At 58.0% G+C, this 21,337-nt stretch carries 21 protein-coding genes and 1 tRNA gene; 14 read left to right on the top strand and 8 right to left on the bottom strand.

The features are described from left to right. Positions 1 to 44 precede the first annotated feature (44 nt). Complete coding sequence (locus tag MF268_RS16620; protein ID WP_337926813.1) at positions 45 to 284, top strand: hypothetical protein; 240 nt, start codon at positions 45 to 47, stop codon at positions 282 to 284. Between the two features lie 66 nt (positions 285 to 350). Here the strand turns inward: MF268_RS16620 and rlmH are convergent, their stop codons facing one another. The 3 genes from rlmH to MF268_RS16605 form a co-directional block, all read right to left on the bottom strand. Beyond that, positions 351 to 821 (bottom strand): 23S rRNA (pseudouridine(1915)-N(3))-methyltransferase RlmH, encoded by a 471-nt coding sequence (gene rlmH / locus MF268_RS16615; RefSeq protein ID WP_238371990.1) that lies wholly within the window; start codon positions 819 to 821, stop codon positions 351 to 353. A 33-nt stretch (positions 822 to 854) separates the two neighbouring features. Further along, a complete protein-coding gene (gene rsfS, locus MF268_RS16610; protein ID WP_088631949.1) occupies positions 855 to 1,208 on the bottom strand; it encodes a ribosome silencing factor in 354 nt (117 codons plus the stop codon). 187 nt (positions 1,209 to 1,395) lie between these two features. Next, positions 1,396 to 2,769: a mechanosensitive ion channel family protein gene (locus MF268_RS16605; RefSeq protein WP_420485441.1), complete on the bottom strand. Its 1,374-nt coding sequence runs from the start codon at positions 2,767 to 2,769 to the stop codon at positions 1,396 to 1,398. A 340-nt stretch (positions 2,770 to 3,109) separates the two neighbouring features. On the opposite strand from MF268_RS16605, the gene MF268_RS16600 reads away from it, so the two are divergent. The 7 genes from MF268_RS16600 to MF268_RS16570 all read left to right on the top strand — a co-directional run bounded on the left by MF268_RS16600 (position 3,110) and on the right by MF268_RS16570 (position 10,317). Beyond that, the gene (locus tag MF268_RS16600) at positions 3,110 to 3,715 is read left to right on the top strand and encodes a VPLPA-CTERM sorting domain-containing protein (RefSeq protein ID WP_238371989.1); all 606 of its coding nucleotides are present in this window, start codon (positions 3,110 to 3,112) and stop codon (positions 3,713 to 3,715) included. 258 nt (positions 3,716 to 3,973) lie between these two features. Continuing rightward, the gene (gene leuC, locus MF268_RS16595; protein WP_238371988.1) at positions 3,974 to 5,380 is read left to right on the top strand and encodes a 3-isopropylmalate dehydratase large subunit; all 1,407 of its coding nucleotides are present in this window, start codon (positions 3,974 to 3,976) and stop codon (positions 5,378 to 5,380) included. A gap of 37 nt (positions 5,381 to 5,417) precedes the next feature. Continuing rightward, a complete protein-coding gene (locus MF268_RS16590) occupies positions 5,418 to 5,948 on the top strand; it encodes an HdeD family acid-resistance protein (RefSeq protein WP_238371987.1) in 531 nt (176 codons plus the stop codon). Between the two features lie 321 nt (positions 5,949 to 6,269). Next, a complete protein-coding gene (locus tag MF268_RS16585) occupies positions 6,270 to 7,106 on the top strand; it encodes a VPLPA-CTERM sorting domain-containing protein (RefSeq protein WP_238371986.1) in 837 nt (278 codons plus the stop codon). Between the two features lie 184 nt (positions 7,107 to 7,290). Continuing rightward, positions 7,291 to 7,896, top strand: coding sequence for a 3-isopropylmalate dehydratase small subunit (gene leuD, locus MF268_RS16580; protein ID WP_238371985.1), 606 nt, complete (start codon positions 7,291 to 7,293; stop codon positions 7,894 to 7,896). Positions 7,897 to 8,401: 505 nt separating this feature from the next. Continuing rightward, positions 8,402 to 9,235, top strand: coding sequence for a hypothetical protein (locus MF268_RS16575; protein WP_238371984.1), 834 nt, complete (start codon positions 8,402 to 8,404; stop codon positions 9,233 to 9,235). After that, positions 9,235 to 10,317 (top strand): endonuclease/exonuclease/phosphatase family protein, encoded by a 1,083-nt coding sequence (locus MF268_RS16570; RefSeq protein ID WP_238371983.1) that lies wholly within the window; start codon positions 9,235 to 9,237, stop codon positions 10,315 to 10,317. Before MF268_RS16575 ends, MF268_RS16570 begins: the two co-directional genes overlap by 1 nt. On the opposite strand, the gene MF268_RS16565 is transcribed toward MF268_RS16570, so the two are convergent. Continuing rightward, on the bottom strand, positions 10,270 to 11,175 hold the full coding sequence (locus MF268_RS16565) for a Rossmann-fold NAD(P)-binding domain-containing protein (protein ID WP_238371982.1): 906 nt from the start codon (positions 11,173 to 11,175) through the stop codon (positions 10,270 to 10,272). The two genes, MF268_RS16570 and MF268_RS16565, sit on opposite strands and share 48 nt — an antisense overlap. A 130-nt stretch (positions 11,176 to 11,305) precedes the next feature. Here MF268_RS16565 and MF268_RS16560 point away from each other — a divergent pair, with 130 nt between their 5' ends. The 6 genes from MF268_RS16560 to MF268_RS16535 all read left to right on the top strand — a co-directional run bounded on the left by MF268_RS16560 (position 11,306) and on the right by MF268_RS16535 (position 17,802). Next, entirely contained in the window at positions 11,306 to 12,169 is an 864-nt protein-coding gene (locus MF268_RS16560) for a LysR family transcriptional regulator (RefSeq protein WP_337926812.1), read from the top strand. A gap of 76 nt (positions 12,170 to 12,245) precedes the next feature. After that, a complete protein-coding gene (locus MF268_RS16555; protein WP_238371980.1) occupies positions 12,246 to 12,644 on the top strand; it encodes a hypothetical protein in 399 nt (132 codons plus the stop codon). A 95-nt stretch (positions 12,645 to 12,739) separates the two neighbouring features. Then, the gene (leuB, locus tag MF268_RS16550) at positions 12,740 to 13,846 is read left to right on the top strand and encodes a 3-isopropylmalate dehydrogenase (RefSeq protein WP_238371979.1); all 1,107 of its coding nucleotides are present in this window, start codon (positions 12,740 to 12,742) and stop codon (positions 13,844 to 13,846) included. Positions 13,847 to 13,955: 109 nt separating this feature from the next. Next, entirely contained in the window at positions 13,956 to 14,909 is a 954-nt protein-coding gene (locus tag MF268_RS16545; RefSeq protein ID WP_238371978.1) for a DMT family transporter, read from the top strand. 56 nt (positions 14,910 to 14,965) lie between these two features. Further along, positions 14,966 to 15,042, top strand: a tRNA-Pro gene (locus MF268_RS16540). Between the two features lie 684 nt (positions 15,043 to 15,726). Next, positions 15,727 to 17,802 carry an ATP-binding protein gene (locus tag MF268_RS16535; RefSeq protein ID WP_238371977.1) on the top strand — a complete coding sequence of 692 codons (2,076 nt, stop codon included), beginning with the start codon at positions 15,727 to 15,729 and terminating at the stop codon, positions 17,800 to 17,802. An 84-nt stretch (positions 17,803 to 17,886) separates the two neighbouring features. Here the strand turns inward: MF268_RS16535 and MF268_RS16530 are convergent, their stop codons facing one another. The 4 genes from MF268_RS16530 to soxC form a co-directional block, all read right to left on the bottom strand. Then, entirely contained in the window at positions 17,887 to 18,357 is a 471-nt protein-coding gene (locus MF268_RS16530; RefSeq protein WP_238371976.1) for a DsrE family protein, read from the bottom strand. Positions 18,358 to 18,403: 46 nt separating this feature from the next. Further along, the gene (locus MF268_RS16525; RefSeq protein WP_238371975.1) at positions 18,404 to 18,829 is read right to left on the bottom strand and encodes a DUF302 domain-containing protein; all 426 of its coding nucleotides are present in this window, start codon (positions 18,827 to 18,829) and stop codon (positions 18,404 to 18,406) included. A gap of 93 nt (positions 18,830 to 18,922) precedes the next feature. Further along, positions 18,923 to 20,068, bottom strand: coding sequence for a c-type cytochrome (locus MF268_RS16520; protein ID WP_238371974.1), 1,146 nt, complete (start codon positions 20,066 to 20,068; stop codon positions 18,923 to 18,925). Beyond that, complete coding sequence (gene soxC, locus MF268_RS16515; RefSeq protein WP_238371973.1) at positions 20,052 to 21,332, bottom strand: sulfite dehydrogenase; 1,281 nt, start codon at positions 21,330 to 21,332, stop codon at positions 20,052 to 20,054. The genes MF268_RS16520 and soxC overlap by 17 nt, the downstream gene beginning before the upstream one ends. Positions 21,333 to 21,337 lie beyond the last annotated feature (5 nt).

Raw genomic sequence — 21,337 nt, 5'->3', positions numbered from 1 at the left:
AAAACATCACTGCGACGAAACAGGCATCCGGCTGGCAGATATCGGTGACCCTCTCGCATGCCGACACGGGATGGGAACATTATGCCGATGGCTGGCGCGTTCTGGACGCAAAGGGGACCGAACTGGCTCGCCGTGATCTCCTTCATCCGCATGTGCACGAACAACCCTTCACCCGCAGCCTGTCCGGCGTCAAAATACCCGACGGGCTAGATACAATCCATATCCAGTCCAGATGCATCGTCGACGGCTGGTCCGAAACACTGGTGGTTTACAGGTTTCCCTGACACTTTCTTTGGGTCATAAAATATCCCGGGGTTTGGGGCAGCGCCCCAATCCGGCGCTATCGCCTTTCAAACCCGGTGATAAGGACTTCCCGCGAGGATCGTCGCCGCGCGGTAGAGCTGCTCGCTCAGCATGACCCGCGCCAGCATATGTGGCCAGACCATTGCACCCAGCGAGAGCAGCATATCCGACTCACTTCGCAGGACTGGATCGATTCCGTCTGCGCCCCCAATGACCAGCGCAAGATCGGAGCGGCCATTATCACGCCACCCGGCAAGCCGTTCGGAGAAGGACGGAGAGGACAGCGACTTGCCGCGCTCGTCCATGCAGCACAAAACAGCGCCCTTGGGAATTGCCCGCCGCAGCAGCTCTGCCTCGGCTGCCATGCCGCCGCCCTTGCGGTCTTCGACCTCGACCACCTGCGCCGGGCCAAGCCCAAGCGCACGCCCGGTCCGGTCGAACCGGGTGAGGTAATCGTCAATAAGTGTCTTCTCGGGCCCGGACCGTAACCGACCGACCGCGCAGATATGCACGCGCATATTCGTTCCGTTCCTGCCGCGCCCGTTGGGCGATCAGTTGGCGGCGCCGCTCGGCATCCACATCTTCTCGAGCTGATAGAACTCGCGGACTTCGGGTCGGAAGATATGAACGATCACGTCGCCCGTATCGATCAGCACCCAGTCGCCCGTGTCCTTGCCCTCGATCCGGGCAAGCCGTCCGAAATCATGCTTGAGACGGTCGATAAGCTTCTCCGCCATCGCCGAAACCTGCCGGGTCGAACGACCGCTGGCAATGACCATGTAATCGCCCATCGCTGTCTTGCCGCGCAGATCGATCTGCACGACATCCTCGGCCTTGTCGTCTTCGAGCGAAGTCAGGATACGCGCCAGCAGCTCCTCGCTGTCCGGCTGGGGTTGGGCCATCATCATACTGGCCCGGTCATCAGCGGAAGTTTCCGCTTCTGCAAAGGTTGTCAGGACGTCGTCCTCCGTTTTGCGCGCCGACAGCCCCCGGCGCATGGGGTAGCCTTAATTTAACAGCGCCTTAATGACTTTTCAATGAAAGCGGCGCATTCGGCGGCTGATGGCCGAAATCGCGTCCGCTTGCAATGGCTCAGCTGGCTCTTCCGGCATCGTCGGAGTCCGGAATGACACCCGTGCGCGCGTTCATTTCCACCGTGGATCCATCGAGCAGGCGAACCTCGCGCTGCGGGAAGGGGAAGGAAATATCGTTCTCCTTGAAGGCATCCCACAGGGCCAGCAGAACCTGGCCCTTGATGTTGGTCAGCCCGCCGGCAGGGTCTGTGATCCAGAAGCGCAGTATATAATCCACGCTGCTGTCGCCGAACCCGACCATATGACAGACGGGCCGGTTGGGATGCGTCAGCACCCGCTCGACGCTTTCGCTGGCCTCGACGGCCACCTTGCGCACCTTGTGCGGATCATCCCCGTAGGACACGCCAAAGAAGATATCGAGCCGGACGAACTTGTTGGTATGGGACCAGTTGACCACTTGGCTGGTGATCAGGTCCTCGTTCGGGATCAGGTATTCCTTGCCATCCCGGGTGACGACAGAAACATATCGCGCGCCCAGACTGTCGATCCAGCCAAAGGTCTCGCCGAGCGAGATCACGTCGCCGGGCTTGATGGATTTGTCGAGCAGGATGATCAGGCCGGAGATCAGGTTGGACACCACCTTTTGCAGGCCGAACCCGATCCCGACGCCAATCGCACCGGACACGACGGCAAGGCCGGTCAGGTCGAAGCCCAGCGAGCGGATGGCGACGATGAAGACGATCCCGTAGGCCAGCAATTGCACAGCCTTGGTGCCGAGAACCCGCATCGACGGCGACATGTCCTCGTTCCGCGACAGCGCTATTCCCGCTTTTTGTGTCGCCAGCCGGGCCAGCGTCAGCATCAGCGTAATGATCACCAAGGCCTTGATAACGGTCAGCATGGAAAGCCGGACGTTGCCTAGGCTGAAGGCGAGTTCGTCCAAGAGCGCTTCTGTCTCGTCGATGAGACCTAGCGCGAGCAGCGTACCGTATATCCAAAGGAACCACGCAACCAGCCGTCGCAGGGTCGGGTTTCGGATCAACCGCGTTGTAAAGCCTATGACGACCCAGACTGTGACCAGCGTGGCCACGACGCCGATCAGGTAACTGCGCGACGGCCATGTCAGCTGCTGCATCAACCCGTAAACCGCCGAGGCCAGTACCGCATAGCAGATCAGGCCAAGGTTCTTGCGAACATGCACAAGCTGACGCAGCTGCCATTTTTCCCAGCCAGACCGCTTGCGCGACCAGTTGTCGAGCGGCCCTTCCAGCAGTTTCCGCAGGGCGTAGGCCACGAAGATAAGGCCCAGAACGATCAGAATCTGGTTCTGCCGCCAGCCGGGTTCTATGACCATCTGAAGATAGCGCAGCGCATCTGCCCAGATCGATTGACCCGTTTCCGCCAGCGTGTTCAGCGTTTCAAATTCTTCCATGACACCTCTTCTGCGAACAGGATGCACGAATTTTCGAGCGTGTCACAGACGATGTAGAACAAATCATGCCCGGGGCGTCCCAAGCGGCACTTCGAATTTGCCGGGTTTGTCGCGAGACGTTGGCGCCAAGTCCCTAACGCGGGCCATGATTCGGACGATTTATTGTTGAAATTAAACGCGGATTCCTTTCGCGAGGGGTGAAAATCCAAGGATGATTGTTTCGATCTGCAACCCCGAATTGAAAAGGGACAAAATTGTGGCAAATTTGGGGTTTATGTTTGAATCCGGTAGGTTGAGCCGATAGCCGTGTAGAGCCAATTCAAGCTCAATAGGGGTAAATATGAACTTCAAGACAATTCTGGGCGCCATCGCATTGATCGGCGGGATTGCAACTCAATCGAGCGCCTCCATCGTTAGTGTGTCCAAAGAGAACTACGGTGCGACGGATGCCAACATCAATTTTACGAGCGCCTCCACAGCGACCTTTTCCTGGGATAGCACGCCGGTAAACCTGAGCGTGGATTTTAAAAGCGACACCGCTTTTTCGCTTTCCCTGCTGGATTACACTGGCTTGGCGCGCAATGACGATGTCACCGGTATTACGCTTGACCTGATCGACGGAATGGGCGGCGCTGCGCTTCAGCGTTTCTCGTTGGACACCGACTTTTGCTTTACTGCCGTCGCCGAGATCGCAGGCAAATGCAACCTGATCGCCCAAACCGGCGCGTCGGGCGGGAATGCCACCAACGCATCCAAACCGGGTGATGTGCTGTTCGCCAATTTGGCTGCCGGTACTTACCGCCTGGGCCTGAAGGACAGCGCGACGCCGGTTTCGGCCGAAGTAAGCTTTGGCTATTCGGAAGTTGCCTCCGTACCGCTGCCGGCGGGCGGTCTTCTGCTGCTGTCGGGCCTCGGTGTCATGGCGCTGCGTCGTCGTCGCGGCTGATACGGTCCAACTCGGATCGACTTTGATAAGGGCGCCTGATCGGGCGCCCTTTTTCGTGAGGCATCGCTGGTATGCTGCCTCTTGCGGGACTCGGGGCTAAGTAGTATCTGCCCAGAATGACACGCGTATTCGACATGGATGACCGCGCCCGCCTGCCGTGGCGCTTTTTCGGGGCAACCCGCACCATTCTCGCGCGCCTATAAGCCATCCGCGCCGGAACTCCATTCGCTGACAGCTACTTAATACGGGAGAGGACCGATGTCCCCCAAGACACTCTACGACAAGATCTGGGATGCTCACCTGGCCGATGAGGCCGACGACGGCACCTGCTTGCTTTATATCGACCGTCACCTCGTTCACGAGGTTACCAGCCCGCAAGCTTTCGAAGGGTTGCGGATGACGGGCCGCAAAGTGCGTGCGCCGGAAAAGACCATCGCCGTACCGGACCATAACGTGCCGACCACGCTGGATCGCGCCAATGCCGCGACCATGACCGAGGACAGCCGTATCCAGGTCGAGGCGCTGGACACCAACGCCAAGGAATTCGGTCTGAACTATTACCCGGTGTCGGATGTTCGTCAGGGCATCGTTCATATCGTCGGCCCCGAACAGGGCTGGACTCTGCCGGGCATGACCGTCGTCTGTGGTGACAGCCATACAGCGACACACGGTGCCTTCGGGGCGCTTGCGCATGGGATCGGCACCTCCGAGGTCGAGCATGTTCTGGCCACACAGACGCTGATCCAGAAGAAATCCAAGAACATGAAGGTCGAGATCACCGGCAAGCTGCGCCCGGGAGTGACCGCCAAGGACATCACGCTGTCGGTGATCGGCGCGACCGGTACCGCCGGCGGCACCGGCTATGTCATCGAATATTGCGGCGAAGCGATCCGCGAGCTTTCGATGGAAGGTCGCATGACCGTTTGCAACATGGCGATTGAAGGCGGCGCGCGCGCCGGTCTGATCGCGCCGGACGAAAAGACCTTTGAATACTGCAAGGGCCGTCCCCACGCGCCGAAGGGTGCCCAGTGGGAGGCCGCGCTTGACTGGTGGAAAACGCTTTATTCCGATGACGACGCGCATTGGGACAAGGTCATCACACTCAAGGCCGAGGATATCGCGCCGGTCGTAACATGGGGCACGTCGCCCGAGGATGTGCTGCCGATCACCGCCAATGTGCCGGACCCTTCGGATTTTAAAGGCGGCAAGGTCGGCGCGGTAGAGCGCTCGCTCGATTACATGGGTCTCAAGCCGGGCATGCCGCTTTCGGACGTCGAGATCGATACGGTCTTTATCGGCTCCTGCACCAATGGCCGGATCGAAGACCTTCGCGCCGCTGCTGCGATCCTGAAGGGCAAGAAGATCAAGGACGGGCTTCGCGCGATGATCGTGCCGGGTTCCGGTCTTGTCCGTGCGCAGGCCGAGGAAGAAGGGCTTGCTGATATCTTCAAGGATGCCGGTTTCGAGTGGCGCATGGCCGGTTGTTCCATGTGTCTTGCGATGAACCCCGACCAGTTGAGCCCCGGCGAACGCTGTGCGGCAACCTCGAATCGCAACTTCGAGGGGCGTCAGGGCTACAAGGGCCGGACACACCTGATGTCGCCTGCAATGGCGGCGGCAGCTGCGATCACAGGAAAGCTGACAGACGTGCGGGAGATGATGTAGGCTCCGAAAGAATCGTTTAGATTGAGGGGGAAGCCTGATGAAGACGTGGGTCAAATGGTTGATCGTTGGGATCTTGTCGATTGTTTTCGGCTTGTTCGTTCTGGCCAATCCGGTCGCAGCATCGCTCGCTGTCACAACCCTCGCGGGTATCCTCTTTGCCGTAACGGGCGTATTTCAGGTTATCGCCGGGTTCAGTGAACCCGGCGGTTTCGGCAAGTTCGCCGGGATCGCGCTGGGCGTTCTCCTCGTGCTTCTCGGGTTGTCGCTGCTGTTCAATCCGTTCGAGGGCGTCATCTCACTGACCCTGATGGTGTTAATCCTTTTTGCCGCGAACGGCGTGATGCGCCTGATCGCAGCCTTTCAGATGAAGCAGACGGCGTTTTTCTGGCCGATGCTCATTTCCGGCGCGCTTTCGGTGCTCTTGGCCGGTTACGTCTTTGCCAATTTCGCCGAAGTTGCGCCCAGCCTGCTTGGTATTTTGCTCGGGATCGAACTGCTGTTTAACGGCGCGGGGCTGATCGTTCTTGCCTTCTTCCTCAAGACTGTCCGGAACAAGATCACCAAGTGACAAGCCGGATGGCCCGGTCATTGCCGCCGGGCCGACTCTCTATCGCGTTGGTCATCCAAGCGAATCCCGGTGGAATTTGTGGGCTTCTTCTGCCTCGATCCGAGGGGCGGATGAGGTCGAATCCGGGTAGATTCTCTTCGCATCTCTCGCCGAAATGCTCAAATTGTAGTCGGCTTTGACTGGAAAATGTGCTGGTTTTCGGCCCGATTTTTCCTGCGCATCGTCGGAGGAGTGGCGATTTTCTCCCGTCGTTAACCTTTTCCTTGATTTCGAAACAATGGGGAGAGATGATAACCGTATTTTAAAATTTAGAGGTCTATTATGTTAAAAAACCTTATTCTGGCTTCGGCCGTGGCATTGGCAACGACAGCAGCGGTAGACGCCGCACCGGTTGACGTCGATATCGTATTCGTCATCGACCAGTCCGGATCGATGAGCAACGAATTCTCAACTCTGGGTGCTAATATTTCGACTTTCGTCAGCGGTCTGGCTGGCGACGCGAATGTGTCTTCCGTTCAGGCGGGGCTCGTGACCTATGAACAGGCGCGTCTTGGGCCTACGGGTAACTGCGGCGCAGGCAACTCTTGCCTCAACGTCAGCCAGGCGCTGACCTCGAACGTTACGACCCTTGGCAATGCACTGGCAGCCGAGGCTTCGCAAACGTTCGGTGGTACTGAAGATGCGCTTGCCGCCGTGGATTCGGTCCTGCCGGGCGGTTCACTGTTCACGTCCGTCGGTTGGCGCAGCAACACAGTGAAATCGATTGTCCTTATCACCGATGAGGACGCAGATGATGAAAATTCCTATACCAACAGCTTTGGTACCGGTTATGCGGCACTTGGGCAAAAACTGGATAGCGTGAACTATCTTAACAACATCATCACCATTACCAACCTGTTCTCTGAGTTCGAACCTGCGTCGCGTCCGAATGACTCGCTGAATCAAGCCCTCTTCGATCTGAACAGCTTTACCGGCGCCGGTGCTGACCCTGCGGCCTTCCTTGCGCAGTTCGCGGCTGCCAAGCTTCAGGAGATCACAACCGGCGGTGTCCCGACCGGTGGTTCGACCAACGTGGTCCCGCTGCCTGCTTCGGGCTGGCTGGTCATGGCGGGTCTTGGCGCCCTATTTGCAGCGCGTCGCCGCAAAAGCGCGTCCTGACCGATCCTGCTTACTGAAAACCAAGGCGGTCCCGACAGGGGCCGCCTTTTTCTATGCAGCCAGAGCGCCCGCCATAGATTGCAACCGCCATTAAAATAGGGCATCACGCCCTTGTATTTATGGCCGCGCCGCAAGGCGTTGCCAAGGTCGCCCCCAGGGCTCTTGCCGTTCAAGGAAACCGACGATGGATAAATTCGAAAAACTCACGGGAATTGCTGCGCCCATGCCGATGGTCAACATCGACACGGACATGATCATTCCGAAACAGTTCCTCAAGACGATCAAGCGTTCCGGGCTGGGTGTGAACCTGTTCGACGAAATGCGCTATGACCGTGAGGGCAACGAGGTTGAAGATTTCGTCTTGAACAAGCCCGCCTATCGCGAGGCCGAGATCCTTGTCGCTGGTGACAACTTTGGCTGCGGCTCTTCCCGCGAGCACGCACCTTGGGCGATCAAGGATTTTGGCATTCGTTGCGTCATCGCGCCAAGCTTTGCTGACATCTTTTACAACAACTGCTTCAAGAACGGCATCCTGCCCATCGCGCTGCCACAAGAGCAGGTCGATGTATTGATGAAGGACGCCGAGAAAGGCGCGAACGCACGAATGACCGTGGATCTCGAAGCACAGACCGTCACGACATCGGATGGCGAAAGCTTTTCCTTCGAAGTTGATTCGTTCAAAAAGCACTGCCTGATGGAAGGACTCGACGATATCGGGCTGACAATGGCTAAAGAAGCATCAATTGACGCCTTCGAGGCAAAAGCCGCCCAAGCGCGTCCCTGGGTCTGATCGCTGCCTTAAAAAATCCAGATTTTTGAAAGGGGTCGGTCATTTCCGGCCCCTTTTTAGTTGCAAGGATAGAGGAGTTTACCTTGGGGAAGGGGGCCAACTAGAAGTTTAGCAAATGAATTATTTTCAGCCCATGAGTGCATTATTGTTTGTGTTGACGTGACAATTAAGCCATATATGGAGTTGTATTTAAGGGACGTTTAACTGACTTTAACCGCCTATTCGTAACGAGGAAGCCACGGTTCGGCCGCGTAATTTTAACGCCGCTAGATCTTGTGTGACGTGTCGACTGTTGCCCTGTGGGCAACAGATTTGATGCAAAGTCGCACCAGTTTCTTCATGATTTTGCCGCAAATCTTCGCTCTCGTGCTTGCACGGCTTGAGCGGCATGATGAATTGCGGCACGAATATGGCAAAAATGGGGCGCGCCACTCGGATCGAGTGGACTCAAGTTGGGCAATCGGCGGCAATCCACCGAACCTGTCCAAGTTGAAAGGATCGGACAGTGATTGCACGCATAGCGGGCGCAGTAACACGCGGGACATTGGTGGCTTTGGTCGTGGCGATGCCATCGCTGCTGCTTGCGGGCTACATGTCGGATACCAGCGAGATGGTCGTGTTGATCGCAATCCTCGCAGGCGTGCTTACCTTCGCTGAATACAACACAGATTTCCCAAGCTTCATCGAATTTCGCGACGCGCCGCCGGTAAACCGGATCAGGTTCATAGCACTGTTCGTGATGTTTGCCTCGCTCTCGCTGGCCGCCAAACACCAATTTGAACCGACAGCGATCACCGGGCTGGTGCACCATATCGGCGGTCTTATAGGGCGCTTTGCCGATTTTCCATTCTCGCCTGTGCGCCTTGTGCTGTTGCTGTTGCCCGAGGGAACAGCCGAACAAACCATCAATTCGGTCCGTATCGCTGCCGGTGTTACCTATACAACAGCGGTTGTCTCTGTCCTGTTCTTCCTGTTCAGCGTTCGAGTGCTGGGATGGCCGATCAGCAGTGGTGCCTTTAACGTCTGGGTGAACCTGCCGCTTTTTGACCCGACCACCGGCGGCGATGTCGTGCATCGCCTGCAGCGGGACGGGCGTATCAATATCATTGTGGGCTTTCTGCTGCCCTTCATCTTTCCCGCCCTCATCAAGATCGCGTCCGAAATCGTCGATCCGATTTCGCTCGACAGTCCGTTGACGGTGATCTGGTGTCTGAGCGCATGGGCGTTTCTACCCGCCAGCATGGTCATGCGTGGCATTGCGATTTCGAGGATATCTGACCTGATCCGGGAAAAGCGCCGCCGCGTCTATGCCAGCGCAGAGTCCATGCAGGCCGCCTGATGCTCCGGTCGTCGCTGACCGCAATTCTCATATTCTGTGCGACACAACTGGTAGCTGACACGATCCGCGTCGCCAGTTTCAATACCGAGCTTGAACGCAGAGGCCCCGGTTTGCTGCTGCGCGATATTGCGTCTGGCAAGGACCCGCAGGTCGCCGCCGTAGTCAAGGTCATCGCGCTTGGTGATGCCGATATCATTGCCCTGCAAAGCATCGACTGGGATCTTGAAGGCGCGACGCTGCGGGCGTTGATGGCTGAGCTGGAAAAGGCTGGCGCGCCTTATCCCTACTTCTATGCGGCGCAGCCGAATTCGGGCCGGCCGAGCGGGTATGATCTGGACGGCGACGGCAGGCTCGGAGAGCCTGAGGATTCATGGGGGTTTGGCGCTTTTACCGGCCAGGGTGGGATTGCGGTATTGTCTCGATTTCCCATCCACATCGAAGAGGTCAGGGATTTCTCTGGGTTGCTCTGGCGCGATCTGCCCGACGCCCTTCTGCCGGTGAATGAAGATGGCACCCCGTTCCCCTCAGATCAGGTATATCTCGATAAGCCCCTGTCGAGCACTGCCCATTGGGCGGTTCCGATCGACCTGCCCAATGGCGAAACGCTTACGCTTCTCACGTTCAAGGCAACCCCTCCGGTGTTCGACGGGCCGGAAGACCGCAATGGGCGTCGCAACCACGACGAGATCGTCTTTTGGCAGGCCTATTTCGACGGCGACTTTGGCCCGGTGCCAGACTCCCGCTTTGTCATAGCCGGGGACAGCAATCTTGATCCCCATGACAGCGAGGGGCGGCGCGAGGCGATGCGGGCGCTTCTTTCGGATGCCCGGATCGTCGATCCGGCGCCGACAAGCGCAGGTGGCACGGCGGCTGGGGGGCAGGGACACTCTGGGCCCGATGCGCTGGACACTGTGGACTGGGATGGTCCGGGACGTTTGCGGGTGGATTATGTCCTGCCCTCGCGCGACTGGACGGTGATGGACGCCGGGGTGCTCTGGCCCGGGATTGATGCGCCAGAGCATGAGACGGTGGTCTCAGCCAGCCGCCATCGCCTTGTCTGGGTCGATCTCGCCCTCGACTGAATTCGGCTTAATCGCCGATGACAGCGCGATTTCAAGCGGCGTGTCCCTGAACTCGGGCAGGATTTCGTGCAAACGCTCGCCTGTCAGCCAGTGCGGCGTCGACCAGAGATAGCGCATTTCCAGCAGCATTGCTCCCAATGGCCAAAAAGGACGGGCGAGATGAAACGGCAGGTACGAGAAACGCCGCATTTTCAGGGAACTGCCCGTCACGCGTTCAAGAGCTTGCCGCATCTCATGGCCGGTCAGCGTGTAACCCGGGAAATGAACATTGGCGAAGGTGGGTAGTTGGTCGCCCTGCTCGGCTAGGCCGACAGCCGCACGGGCAAGGTCGGGCAGATAGGCCCAAGCATGCGGGATATCGGGGTTGCCTGGGTAGGTGAAAATGCCCTTGTCCAGTTTCTTGATCAGCGCCAGGTCGAACCAGTTGCCGGATGGCTGCGTGTCGATGAAATCGCCCGCTCTCAGGATGATCGTGCGCACGCCGCTGTCCTTGTAGGCCTGTTCCATGTCGATCCGGATACGGCCCAGCGGATTTCTGGCCATCTGTCTGGACACCTCACCCCATGGCGGCGGCGCGTCTGCTCCAAAGTTATAGACGTTTCCCGGGATCAGGACGGTTGCACCTGTCTTGCGGGCGACATCTATTACCTGCCGCGTCAAACGCGGTACATCTTTCAACCAGTCGGGGTAGAGCGGGTTCCAAGCGTTCACGATCAGCTGCGTGCCCCAGGCCGCCTGTGTAAGATCCTGCGATTTCCGGTCGAACCGGCGGACGCTCCAGCCCGCTTTTTCGAAAGCATCGGCGCTGTTATGGCCAAAACGGCCGCTGGCACCCAGTATCAGAACTGAATTTTTCATCCTATTCTCCTGCGTTTTGATCGGTTGCAGGCATTATATGGGATGCCATAATATTATGGATATTGCCGGTATTCGTACATCATGTATTCATAAATGAATGGATGCGCATAGCAAAACTCCGGACTGGTCCTTGATTCAGGCGTTTCTGGCGGTGGCGGATTCCGGATCGCTCTCCGGCGCGGCCCGCGAATTGGGACGAAGCCAGCCGACCCTTGGCCGCCAGATACAACTTTTGGAGGACGACCTCGGTACCCGGCTTTTCGACCGGCATGCGCGGGGTCTCCGGCTGTCAGATACCGGAGCCGAACTCATGCCAATGGCGCGGCAGATGCGTGACGCGATGAATGCCCTGACCCTGAGCGCCGCCGGTCATGCTGAACGGCTGGAGGGTACTGTCCGCCTCACCGCAAGCGTCTTTGCATCGCATTTTGTTTTGCCCGCGATCATTGCAGACCTGCGCAGTCGCGAGCCGAGCATCGATATCGTTCTGATACCCTCGGACCGGGCCGAGAACCTGCTGTTCCGCGAGGCCGATATTGCCGTGCGCATGTATAGGCCGACCCAGCTCGACATCATAACGCGCCATGTTGCCGATCTTGAGCTGGGTGTCTTTGCCGCCAAGACATACGTCGCCCGAAATGGGCGTCCCGAACAGGCTGCGGATCTCTTTGATTTCGACGTCATAGGTTACGAAACGACGGACCTGATACTCCGCGTGATGCGCGACATGGGCTATGCGGTGACGCGGGAAAGCTTTGCCGTCCGGTGCGACGATCAGGCAGCCTGCTGGCAATTGATGCGCAATGGCTGCGGGATCGGCTTTGGTCAGGCAAAGGCGGGGCGGGACGATCCCTTGCTTGAAGAGCTGCATCTGGGCATCGAAATCCCTCCGCTCGAAGTCTGGCTGGCCGCGCATGAGGCCATGCGTCAGACGCCCCGGATTCGTCGCGTGTGGGATATCCTCGCGCAGGGCCTGCAATCTGTCTCCAGCTAAGCCAGCGCCGCAAAGAATGATCCGGAACGGCGCGGGGTGCGTATTCCCTACAAACGCAAAAGCAAAGGGGGATACCATGCCACCTGATAGACGCTTCAATATATCACTATTCGCGGCGGTGGCCATTGCGGCTTCTCCTGCCATTGCCGGAAATCAGTCGCGTGTCGAAAGCTATGCCTATGGCGACGGGTTGGTCGAAGTCGTTGCCGATTTTTCCGAAGACGCGATTTATTGGTGCGGCGCGGCCGAATACGCACGCAACAGCGCTGATGTACCAAGAAACAGCAATATATACGTCTGGCAGGGACCATCGGCCAGCGCTGCGCGGCCGGGCGAAAAATCTGTAAAGTTCGGCTTTGCACCGCCTCCGTCGGGCCAAACCGACAGCCTGACGGGCGATGTGGAAACAGTTGGTAATTTCATGTCGATCAATCAGGCCAGACAAACCTGTAACGAACGTACGGCGAGCGGCTGAATAAGGCCCCGCCGGGCCTGTCTGCCGTCCCGACACATTGACGCCCCCCGGACTCCGCGCTACGCCCACGGCGAAGCATTTTCAGGAGTCCGCACATGTCCAATCCTTCCCTTTTGATCCTGCCCGGCGATGGCATCGGCCCAGAGGTCATGGCCGAGGTCAGCCGCATCATCGAGTGGTTCGGCGACAAGCGCGGTCTCAAGTTCGACGTGAGCGAAGATCTTGTCGGCGGCTGTGCCTATGACAAGCACGGCACGCCGCTGCATGACGACACGATGGCCAAGGCGCAGGAAGTCGATGCCGTGCTGCTTGGGGCGGTCGGTGGCCCGAAATACGACAACCTCGATTTCAGCGTCAAACCCGAGCGTGGCCTGCTGCGCCTGCGCAAGGAAATGGACCTGTTTTCCAACCTGCGCCCGGCCCAGTGTTTCGACGCGCTGGCGGATTTTTCGTCTCTGAAGAAAGACGTTGTTGCAGGGCTCGACATCATGATCGTGCGCGAGCTGACCAGCGGTGTTTATTTCGGCGAGCCGCGCGGCATCTTTAAGGAAGGCAACGAACGGGTCGGAATCAACACCCAGCGTTACACCGAAAGCGAAATCGCCCGCGTCGCACGTTCGGCGTTTGAACTGGCCCGCAAGCGCGGCAACAAGGTCTGCTCGATGGAGAAGGCCAACGTGATGGAATCCGGTATCCTGTGGCGCGACGTGGTGAACGAAGTGCATCAGGCCGAATACAGCGACGTAGAACTGTCGCACATGTACGCCGATGCCGGTGCCATGCAGCTGACCCGCTGGCCCAAGCAGTTCGACGTGATCGTTACCGACAACCTGTTCGGCGACCTGCTGTCCGACCTCGCGGCCATGCTGACCGGTTCGCTTGGCATGCTGCCCTCGGCCAGCCTTGGCGCGCCGATGGAAAACGGCCGGCCCAAGGCGCTCTACGAGCCGGTGCACGGCTCGGCACCCGATATCGCCGGTCAGGGCAAGGCCAACCCGATTGCCTGCATCCTGTCCTTTGCGATGGCGCTGCGCTATTCCTTCAACAAGGGTGACGAAGCCACACGTCTCGAGAAAGCCGTCGAACAGGTTCTGGCCGATGGCAAGCGGACTGCTGATCTTTTGGGCGAAGAAGGCGTAACCCCCGTCAGCACAAGCGAAATGGGCGATGCGATCCTTGCCGCATTGGACGGCACACTCTGATCAAATCGGGCCGGGCAGCAGCTAAATGCCCGGTCCAACTTGATTTTCGGTCGCGATTGCCTGAGATTCCTGCATCAGGGGAGGAATAACAGGACTACAGGAGTCAGCTTTGACCTCCCAGACACGCGGCATTCTGCTTGCGTTGATGGCATTCGCTGTTTACGCGTTTCACGATACGATCATTAAATTTCTCGGCGGCGGCTATTCACCTTTTCAGGTGGTGTTCTTCACCATGCTGTATTCCTTTCCGCTGGGTACGGTGATGATGATGAGCGACCGCACGCCCGGTACGCTCAGACCTGTACACCCGTGGTGGACGATCATACGGGCCATCTCGATGGTCATCGCTTCGGGCGCCTGTTTTTACGCTTTCTCGGTGCTGCCACTGGCGGACACCTATGCGATTCTCTTCGCGACACCGATCCTGATCACCCTGCTGGCGATCCCGATCCTTGGGGAACAGGTGCGCCTGCGTCGGGGGCTGGCCATCTTCGTCGGTCTGATCGGCGTCGTGATCGTTCTCCAGCCGGGACAGTCCCCGCTCACGCTCGGCCATGGCGCGGCGCTGTTGGCCTCGGTCTGTGCAGCATTGGTGGCGACCATCGTGCGCAAGATTGGTCGTGAGGAACGCAGCGTCGTCATGCTGATCTACCCCTGGATTGCGACCCTTGTCGTGATGGGGGCGGCAATGCCTTTCGTTTATAAGCCGATGGAGGGTATCGATATGGGGATGAACGCGGGTATCGCCGTTCTGGCATTTATCGCGCTGCTTCTGATCATCGAGGCCTACAAGCGTGCCGAGGCGGCCCTCATCGCGCCGATGCAATATTCCCAGATGCTCTGGGCGATATTCTACGGCTGGCTTTTCTTCGACGAATGGCCGGGGCAGACTACATTTATTGGCGTGGCGCTGATCATCGCCTCGGGCCTCTATATCGTCTTCCGCGAAGCCAGCAGCGATGCCTCTGAAAACACGCCTGTCCTGCGGTCAAGATCGCGCCCGGGTGTCTCGGGGTCACCGGGGGTCGGTACCGCATTGCGTTCACTCAGATTGATACGCTGAATCTGCAGACCCCTATTGCCAAAGCGCGCGGATCGCTGTAACCCGCGCGCTACGGTCGGAGTGTAGCTCAGCCTGGTAGAGCACTGTCTTCGGGAGGCAGGGGCCGGAGGTTCGAATCCTCTCACTCCGACCAGAACTTCAAGGTAAATTGCAGCTCCCTTTGCTTTGCAGATTTCCCCGTTTCTGTGAGGGATCGCAGTTACATCGTTTCCAGAAACCTTATCTGTGACACGTTGGGTCTGAGGAAAGATCCGAGGCGCAACGTCCATTTGGAAACCGCCGTCGTGTGGAACGCTGTTTGGCAGCGAAACGGCAAATGTGACGCTCGGAAAGCTTCATCTGGCTTCGGACAAGGTCGGTGGAAGCACGGCGACGTGAGGGGCTAAGAGGTTTTGCCGGGCAGTATTCGACAAGATCGACTTTTCCAACGTCCACGTCGAAACCGCTCAGCGAAGCCACTCTTTAGGCGCTTACTCCTGAAGACGCGACGGGGACTGTGTTACGGGGGCAGATGACAGTCTCGAGAGGCTTATTTTAGCCGACTTCGAAAGGGATCGCGACCATAGCCCGCTGCGTTTCAGCCCGAATCACATCCATATGCCGACGAAGTCTGTGCCAGCGCCCGATGGGCGCAGAAGGCTTCAGCTTTCTCGACGGTGCATCTTAAAATAGCGCGGTTTGAACGGCCTGTAACCTCTGAGCAACAGTGTAGACAGCAAAGTCGTTAAGACGTTGCGCAGGGGGTGTCTATCTTGTGCGGCGAGGCGCGGATGAATAAGACAACGAAAGGTTGTTTGATCGTGATGCGGACCGTTAGTTGATAGACGAAACCTATACTCGAAAACACAGTTTTTCCGCCGACCGAAGAGCTGCTGCAGCGCTCGTGATCATCGTCATGGTCCTGCTTTTGCTGGGTGGCCGTCACTTCGAAAAACTAAGCAATCACAGTTATCTTCAGGACCTCAGGCTTTCAGAGACGCTCGAACTGATCGAAATTCGGGAAAAGCTTGAACTGTATATCTTTGGGCATTTCCTTCAGGTTGAGAAACTCGCGTCCTTCATCAAAAGCAATCCGGACATGACGCAGGAAGAATTCGCGGTCGTCGCAGCACGACTGCAAGAATCTATGCCTGACATAATCAATTTCGAAGCAGCACAGGGCCTGACGGTTAGCCATGTCTATCCATATGCCGAAAACAAACACCTGATCGGACTCAATTTCGCAGAATATCCAACGCTCCTGAAATATGCAGATCGGGTTAGTGCAAAAAAAACCGCTCTCTTGACCGGACCTGTCAAAGCGCCTTCTGGTGAGTATCTTGTGTTCTTCAAGACTCCGATTTTCCTTCCATCTTCCGATGGCGGAGCGACAGAAGAATTCTGGGGTTTTGCAACTGTCGTCGTACGGTTGGATGACATGTTGGGGCAAACCGGCTTTCGGGAACTGGCAGAAACCGCCGATTACGTAATTCTGTCCGAGAACGACGACCTTTCCGAACCACAAGTGGTTGCCGGCAACCCCGGCATTCAGGGAAGGGATCCCGTCAGCCTGGATGTCGATTTTCCCAACGGAGCTTGGGAGGTTCTGGCAACGCCGAAAGGTGGGTGGCCTGAAACGGCTCCGACACTTGTCCGCGATCGATTGATACTTTTGATGATAAGCCTCGTCTGTCTGTCGATACTTGGCTACATCCTTTACATTTCGAGAGCGAACCGTCGTGCCCGCGCGCGGCTGGCCGGCGCGATCAATGCAATGGATGATGGTTTCGCCCAATTCGATTCCGAACAACGTTTGGTGAAATACAATAAGAGATACGCAAGCTTCCTGAGCGGCGTATCAGACATCCTGCGCCACGGCGTGACCCTCACTGAACTTCTCGAAGAAGGTTTGAAACGGGGCAATTTCGTCGATGCTTTTGGCCAGGAAGAGGCATGGTACAAGGAGCGTAAAAAAGAGATCGACAGCGCGCAGGCGAAAAAGGAAATGCGGTTTTCGAACGGATTGACCGTACATGCCGCGATCCAGAAGACATCCGATGGCGGTAGCGTCGTGATCCTCAGCGATGTGACACAGCTCAAAAATGCCCTGGAACGATCACAGGCCGCGAGCGAGGCGAAATCCCAGTTCATTAGCGTCTTGTCCCACGAATTGCGCACGCCGCTGACCGTGGTGCTTGGGCTGGCCAAACTGACACACGAAATAGAACGCCAGCCTGCCTATGTTGCGCTTAAAACCGCGCTTCACAAGGACCCGGTTGATGTTGAAGAATGCCGCAAGGCCATGCGCGGGCTGGCGGATCATATCAAGTCGGTGACAGGCAAGCAGACGAACTCGGCTAGCTACCTGCTGGAATTGATCAACGAGATGCTCGATTTCTCCAAGATCGAATCCGGTAATCCGGATATCGACATGACGGAATGTGAAATCGGCGATCTCGTGACCACGGTTGAACAGCAGATGCGCCGCCTCATCGAAGACAAGCATCTGGAATTTGTCGTTGAATATGACGAAGGCAAAGTGCTTGCAGACTGCAAGCGAACCAGACAGATCCTGACCAATCTGCTGGGCAATGCCGCGAAATTCACGGAACGCGGATTTATTGCGCTGACCGTGACCCACAAAGAGGGCGAAGTCCATTTCAACGTCGAAGATTCCGGGCCGGGAATCGAAGAAGCCGACCGCCAGCGCATCTTCGAACCATTCGAGCAGGTAGATTCCTCTCTCACACGTTCGAAAACGGGCACCGGGCTTGGTCTGGCGATTTCCCGCAAGCTTGCACGCGCTCAATCCGGCGATCTGCTTGTGGAAAGCACACCGGGGAAGGGCAGCCTCTTTACCCTTGTTTTGAAGCCTGTCGAAAGCCGCGAAGAACAGGCAAGCCTTTCGGCCTAGGCGCTGGCTGCAATGGCCAGCGCGCCGAGCTTGGGCCTGCCAGCTCTACCCGATGAGGACTTGTTTAAGCGGACGCGAAAAGCATCACGGTTTAACGTAAGTATATCCCATCTGTTGCAGGCGAGAGAGCTCGGCCACCCCGGACGGCACGATGTCGGTATCCCAGACATCGTAAAGGTCCTTTTCATAATCGATATTCCGCCCCTTGAGCGTATTCGCACAGACGAGGAACTTGACACCCTGACCCTTGAGGCTCGCGACAGCTCCCTGAAGGTCGGTGTCTTTCATCGCCTCGGACAACATGCCGAGACCGTTGCCATGCATGACCACGGCTGCTTCCAGATGCTCCGCTCCTACGGCGTTGATGTGGTTTTGCAGGTTCCGCAGCCCGCCCTTGTAGGCCTTAATACCCTCACCTCCATTCCCGTTGAAATGGTAGACGACTTTCTGGTTGCCGAAATATTCCGCTGCATTGGCCGACTGCGCCTGTGCCATAGCGGGTGACACAACGGCAGCGCATGCTGCGATCATCGCGGCCTTCATAAACGTCTTCATCGGTTCTCCTCCCTTATTTCGCGGGGCTTCCACTCCCCGCTCTTCGTCACTGGCCGGTGGCTTCGGTGACAATCTCCTCAAGCATCGCCTCAACCTTCTTCATCGGGCCATCGGGATAGCTGCGATACCCCACTGTCACGCCATCAGCCGTTTCGGCCACGAAGATATTGTAGGGACAATGAACGATATTCATCGGGTCGGCTTCCATCACTTCGCGCGACACCACGGCCGAGCAGAACAGGAAGACATCGGCTGCCTTGAAAATCTCGATGTCGCTGCCGACATCCGCACCGGTGCGGTTCAGCATCTCGCCGACATGGCTGACGTAGTCGACCACCAGGCCATTGCCTACAATCGCGCTTTCAACGGCAAAGGTTGCGTCGTCAAAACTGCCGTCGAAAGGCGTGGTAACAGCGTCCTGCGCCACGACGGGCGCCGCGCAAAGCGTCAGGAGCGCGATCAGATGTTTCATGCAATGTCCTCCAAGCTGAACCTCCCAGTGAGCTGCGTGTAAGCGATGGCCGGGAGGCGGGCCACCGCGCTCAGATAGACGCCAAAGCCGTTGTCATTCTCCGTGCTGCTGAAGGTAAGCGAGCAGCGCCGCCACGTCTTCTTCTTTCTTGAGCCCGGCAAAGGACATCTTCGTACCCTTCATGAAAGCCCTTGGCTTGGCGAGGAATTCAGCCAGCACAGCCTCGTCCCAGACACGACCTTCGTCATGAGCTTCCTGAAATCCCTTGGAGTACCGGAAGTCTTCGGCAGATCCCATCACCCGGCCGACGATGCCGTTAAGCTGCGGGCCTGACTTGTTCTTGGCATCTGCTCCGACGTCATGGCAGGCCTTGCATTTCCGGAAGACCTTTTCGCCCGCGGCGATCAGTTCAGGATCGATGCTGGCGGTCTCCGTCTTTGCCTCGACCTCTGCCGGTGTTTCATCGGCTGCCGGTGCCTCTGCCTTGGCTTCCACCTCTGTCTCAATGCCGGGCGTCACGTCAAGGTTCGACGCCTGCATGGTGATCTTTACCTCGTCCTTGCAGTTCTCCATGCAGGGTTCGCCGGTCCATTTCGCATATTCCGTCTCGGGCCGGTCGTCGATCACGAACCCGTCAGCATTGGGCATCTCGACGTCAAGGAAGTTGTCCTTCGTCAGAACAAAGTCGTCTTCCACGAGGTAGTTGGAATAGAGGATATAGGCGACGATCGCGTAGACATCGTCGTTGGAAAGCGTCTGGGCGTTCCCATAGGGCATTGAGCGGTGGACATAGTCCCATGCCGTCGACAGGTATGGCCAGTAACTGCCCACCGTCTTGACCGGGTCGTCATCCGCCAGCGTCCCTTCACCCCCGGCCAGTTCTGGCCAGTTGTCGATACCTTCGGCAAATTCGCCGTGGCACACAGCGCAGTTTTCGGAAAACAGCACTTCGCCATCTTCGACCGAGCCCGACCCTTCGGGCAGGCCACTGGCATCCGGATGCACGTCGACATTCCAGGCCGCCAGTTCCTCGGGCAGTGCGGGCCGCCCAAGGCCAAGTCGCGTTCCGGTCAATTCGTCTGCGCGTGCGGCGGAGATGAACCAGCCGCTCGACCCTTCCCGGGAAGCTGCCGTTCCCGCGCCATTCATATGCACATCAGACACGCCAAGATAGGTCATGCCAAGCAGGCCAATGGTCCCCAGCCCGACGGCCACGCCAAAATCAGGAAACTTCGACATTTTCTGCCTCCCCGCTCGGTTTCACCCACCAGGTCTGGATGCAGTTGTTGTGATAGACCGAATTCAGTCCGCGCACCTCGCGCAGCTGTGTCTTGGTCGGCTGGACATAGCCGGTTTCATCAATGGCGCGGGATTGCAGGAACATCTCTTCTCCGTTCCATTCCGTGTCGAGGTAGAAACGGGTCAGCGCCCGGTTGCCGGGTTCACCGGCCAGCCTTGCGGTCTCCCATGTCATGCCGCCGTCCTTGGATACATCGACCCGCGCGATCTTGCCGTGACCGCTCCAAGCGAGCCCGGTGATGACCAGCGGCCCCGGACCATGCGTGATCGGCGATTGGGGCGAGGGCGAGGTGACGACAGATTTCGCGTCCATCACCCATGTCCACTTGCGAGCGGTGCCATCGGCCAGTGTGTCGGTGTATTTCGAGGTTTCTTCGCGGCTTTCCACGGGGCCGTCGCTTACCTCGATCCGGCGCAGCCATTTGACCCACATGTTGCCTTCCCAGCCTGGCACGACAAGCCGGACAGGGTAGCCATGTTCCTTTCTCAGCGCCTCACCATTCGCCTTGAATGCCACAAGCACATCATCCAGCGCCTTTTCCATGGGGATGGAACGTCCATTGGACGAGGCATCGCCCCCCTCGACATAGATCCACTTCTCTTTGAGGTCGCCCGCCGCGCTTAGCCCGGCCTCTTGCAGGATCGTGCGCAGCGGCACCCCGGAATATTCCATGTTGTGGATCATCCCATGGGTGAACTGCGCGCCGTTCAGCTGCGCCCCCGCCCATTCCATACCGGTATTCGCGGCGCATTCGCAGAAATAGACGTGGTTTTCGCGGGGAAAGCGTTCGAGGTCTTCGTAGGTAAAGATCAGTTCGCGGTCGACAAGGCCGTTCACCATCAGCCGGTAATCCGGCTTGGCAAGCTCGATGGCACCCGAATGGTGCCGTTCAAAGGCGCAGCCCTGCGGGGTAATGGTTCCGTCCAGCGCGTGGATCGGCGTGAAGTTGATCGAACTCGTCACATCCGCTGTCAGCCACGGCACGTTGCGCCGGATGACATCATCCTCGAACCGGATCGGCAGACCATAGGGGGTGGCATCTACGCCGTCGCCAAACTGTTGCGCCCATGGCTGGATTTCGGTGATCAACGGGTCGGGCGTCTGGGCCCGGGCCATGCCCGCTGCAACGCTCCCGGCGCCAAGCGCGGCGGCGCTGGTCAGGAACTGTCGGCGCGAGGGGCCTGTTCTGTTCTCTTCGCTCATGGTTC

It is taken from the genome of Heliomarina baculiformis, from assembly GCF_019966545.1.
Lineage (GTDB): Bacteria > Pseudomonadota > Alphaproteobacteria > Rhodobacterales > Rhodobacteraceae > Heliomarina > Heliomarina baculiformis.
Note: the sequence above shows the minus strand (reverse complement) of the source record. Positions and strands in the feature narration are given on the sequence as shown.

Bases quoted from the DNA above. Each gene is read 5' to 3' on its own strand.
- leuC (WP_238371988.1), top strand. From the start codon at position 3,974: ATGTCCCCCAAGACACTCTACGACAAGATCTGGGATGCTCACCTGGCC.
- MF268_RS16520 (WP_238371974.1), bottom strand. From the start codon at position 20,068: ATGTCGAAGTTTCCTGATTTTGGCGTGGCCGTCGGGCTGGGGACCATT.
- leuB (WP_238371979.1), top strand. From the start codon at position 12,740: ATGTCCAATCCTTCCCTTTTGATCCTGCCCGGCGATGGCATCGGCCCA.
- MF268_RS16530 (WP_238371976.1), bottom strand. From the start codon at position 18,357: ATGAAGACGTTTATGAAGGCCGCGATGATCGCAGCATGCGCTGCCGTT.
- MF268_RS16590 (WP_238371987.1), top strand. From the start codon at position 5,418: ATGAAGACGTGGGTCAAATGGTTGATCGTTGGGATCTTGTCGATTGTT.
- MF268_RS16555 (WP_238371980.1), top strand. From the start codon at position 12,246: ATGCCACCTGATAGACGCTTCAATATATCACTATTCGCGGCGGTGGCC.
- soxC (WP_238371973.1), bottom strand. From the start codon at position 21,332: ATGAGCGAAGAGAACAGAACAGGCCCCTCGCGCCGACAGTTCCTGACC.
- rlmH (WP_238371990.1), bottom strand. From the start codon at position 821: ATGCGCGTGCATATCTGCGCGGTCGGTCGGTTACGGTCCGGGCCCGAG.
- MF268_RS16605 (WP_420485441.1), bottom strand. From the start codon at position 2,769: ATGGAAGAATTTGAAACGCTGAACACGCTGGCGGAAACGGGTCAATCG.
- MF268_RS16525 (WP_238371975.1), bottom strand. From the start codon at position 18,829: ATGAAACATCTGATCGCGCTCCTGACGCTTTGCGCGGCGCCCGTCGTG.
- MF268_RS16570 (WP_238371983.1), top strand. From the start codon at position 9,235: ATGCTCCGGTCGTCGCTGACCGCAATTCTCATATTCTGTGCGACACAA.
- rsfS (WP_088631949.1), bottom strand. From the start codon at position 1,208: ATGATGGCCCAACCCCAGCCGGACAGCGAGGAGCTGCTGGCGCGTATC.
- leuD (WP_238371985.1), top strand. From the start codon at position 7,291: ATGGATAAATTCGAAAAACTCACGGGAATTGCTGCGCCCATGCCGATG.
- MF268_RS16585 (WP_238371986.1), top strand. From the start codon at position 6,270: ATGTTAAAAAACCTTATTCTGGCTTCGGCCGTGGCATTGGCAACGACA.
- MF268_RS16565 (WP_238371982.1), bottom strand. From the start codon at position 11,175: ATGAAAAATTCAGTTCTGATACTGGGTGCCAGCGGCCGTTTTGGCCAT.
- MF268_RS16600 (WP_238371989.1), top strand. From the start codon at position 3,110: ATGAACTTCAAGACAATTCTGGGCGCCATCGCATTGATCGGCGGGATT.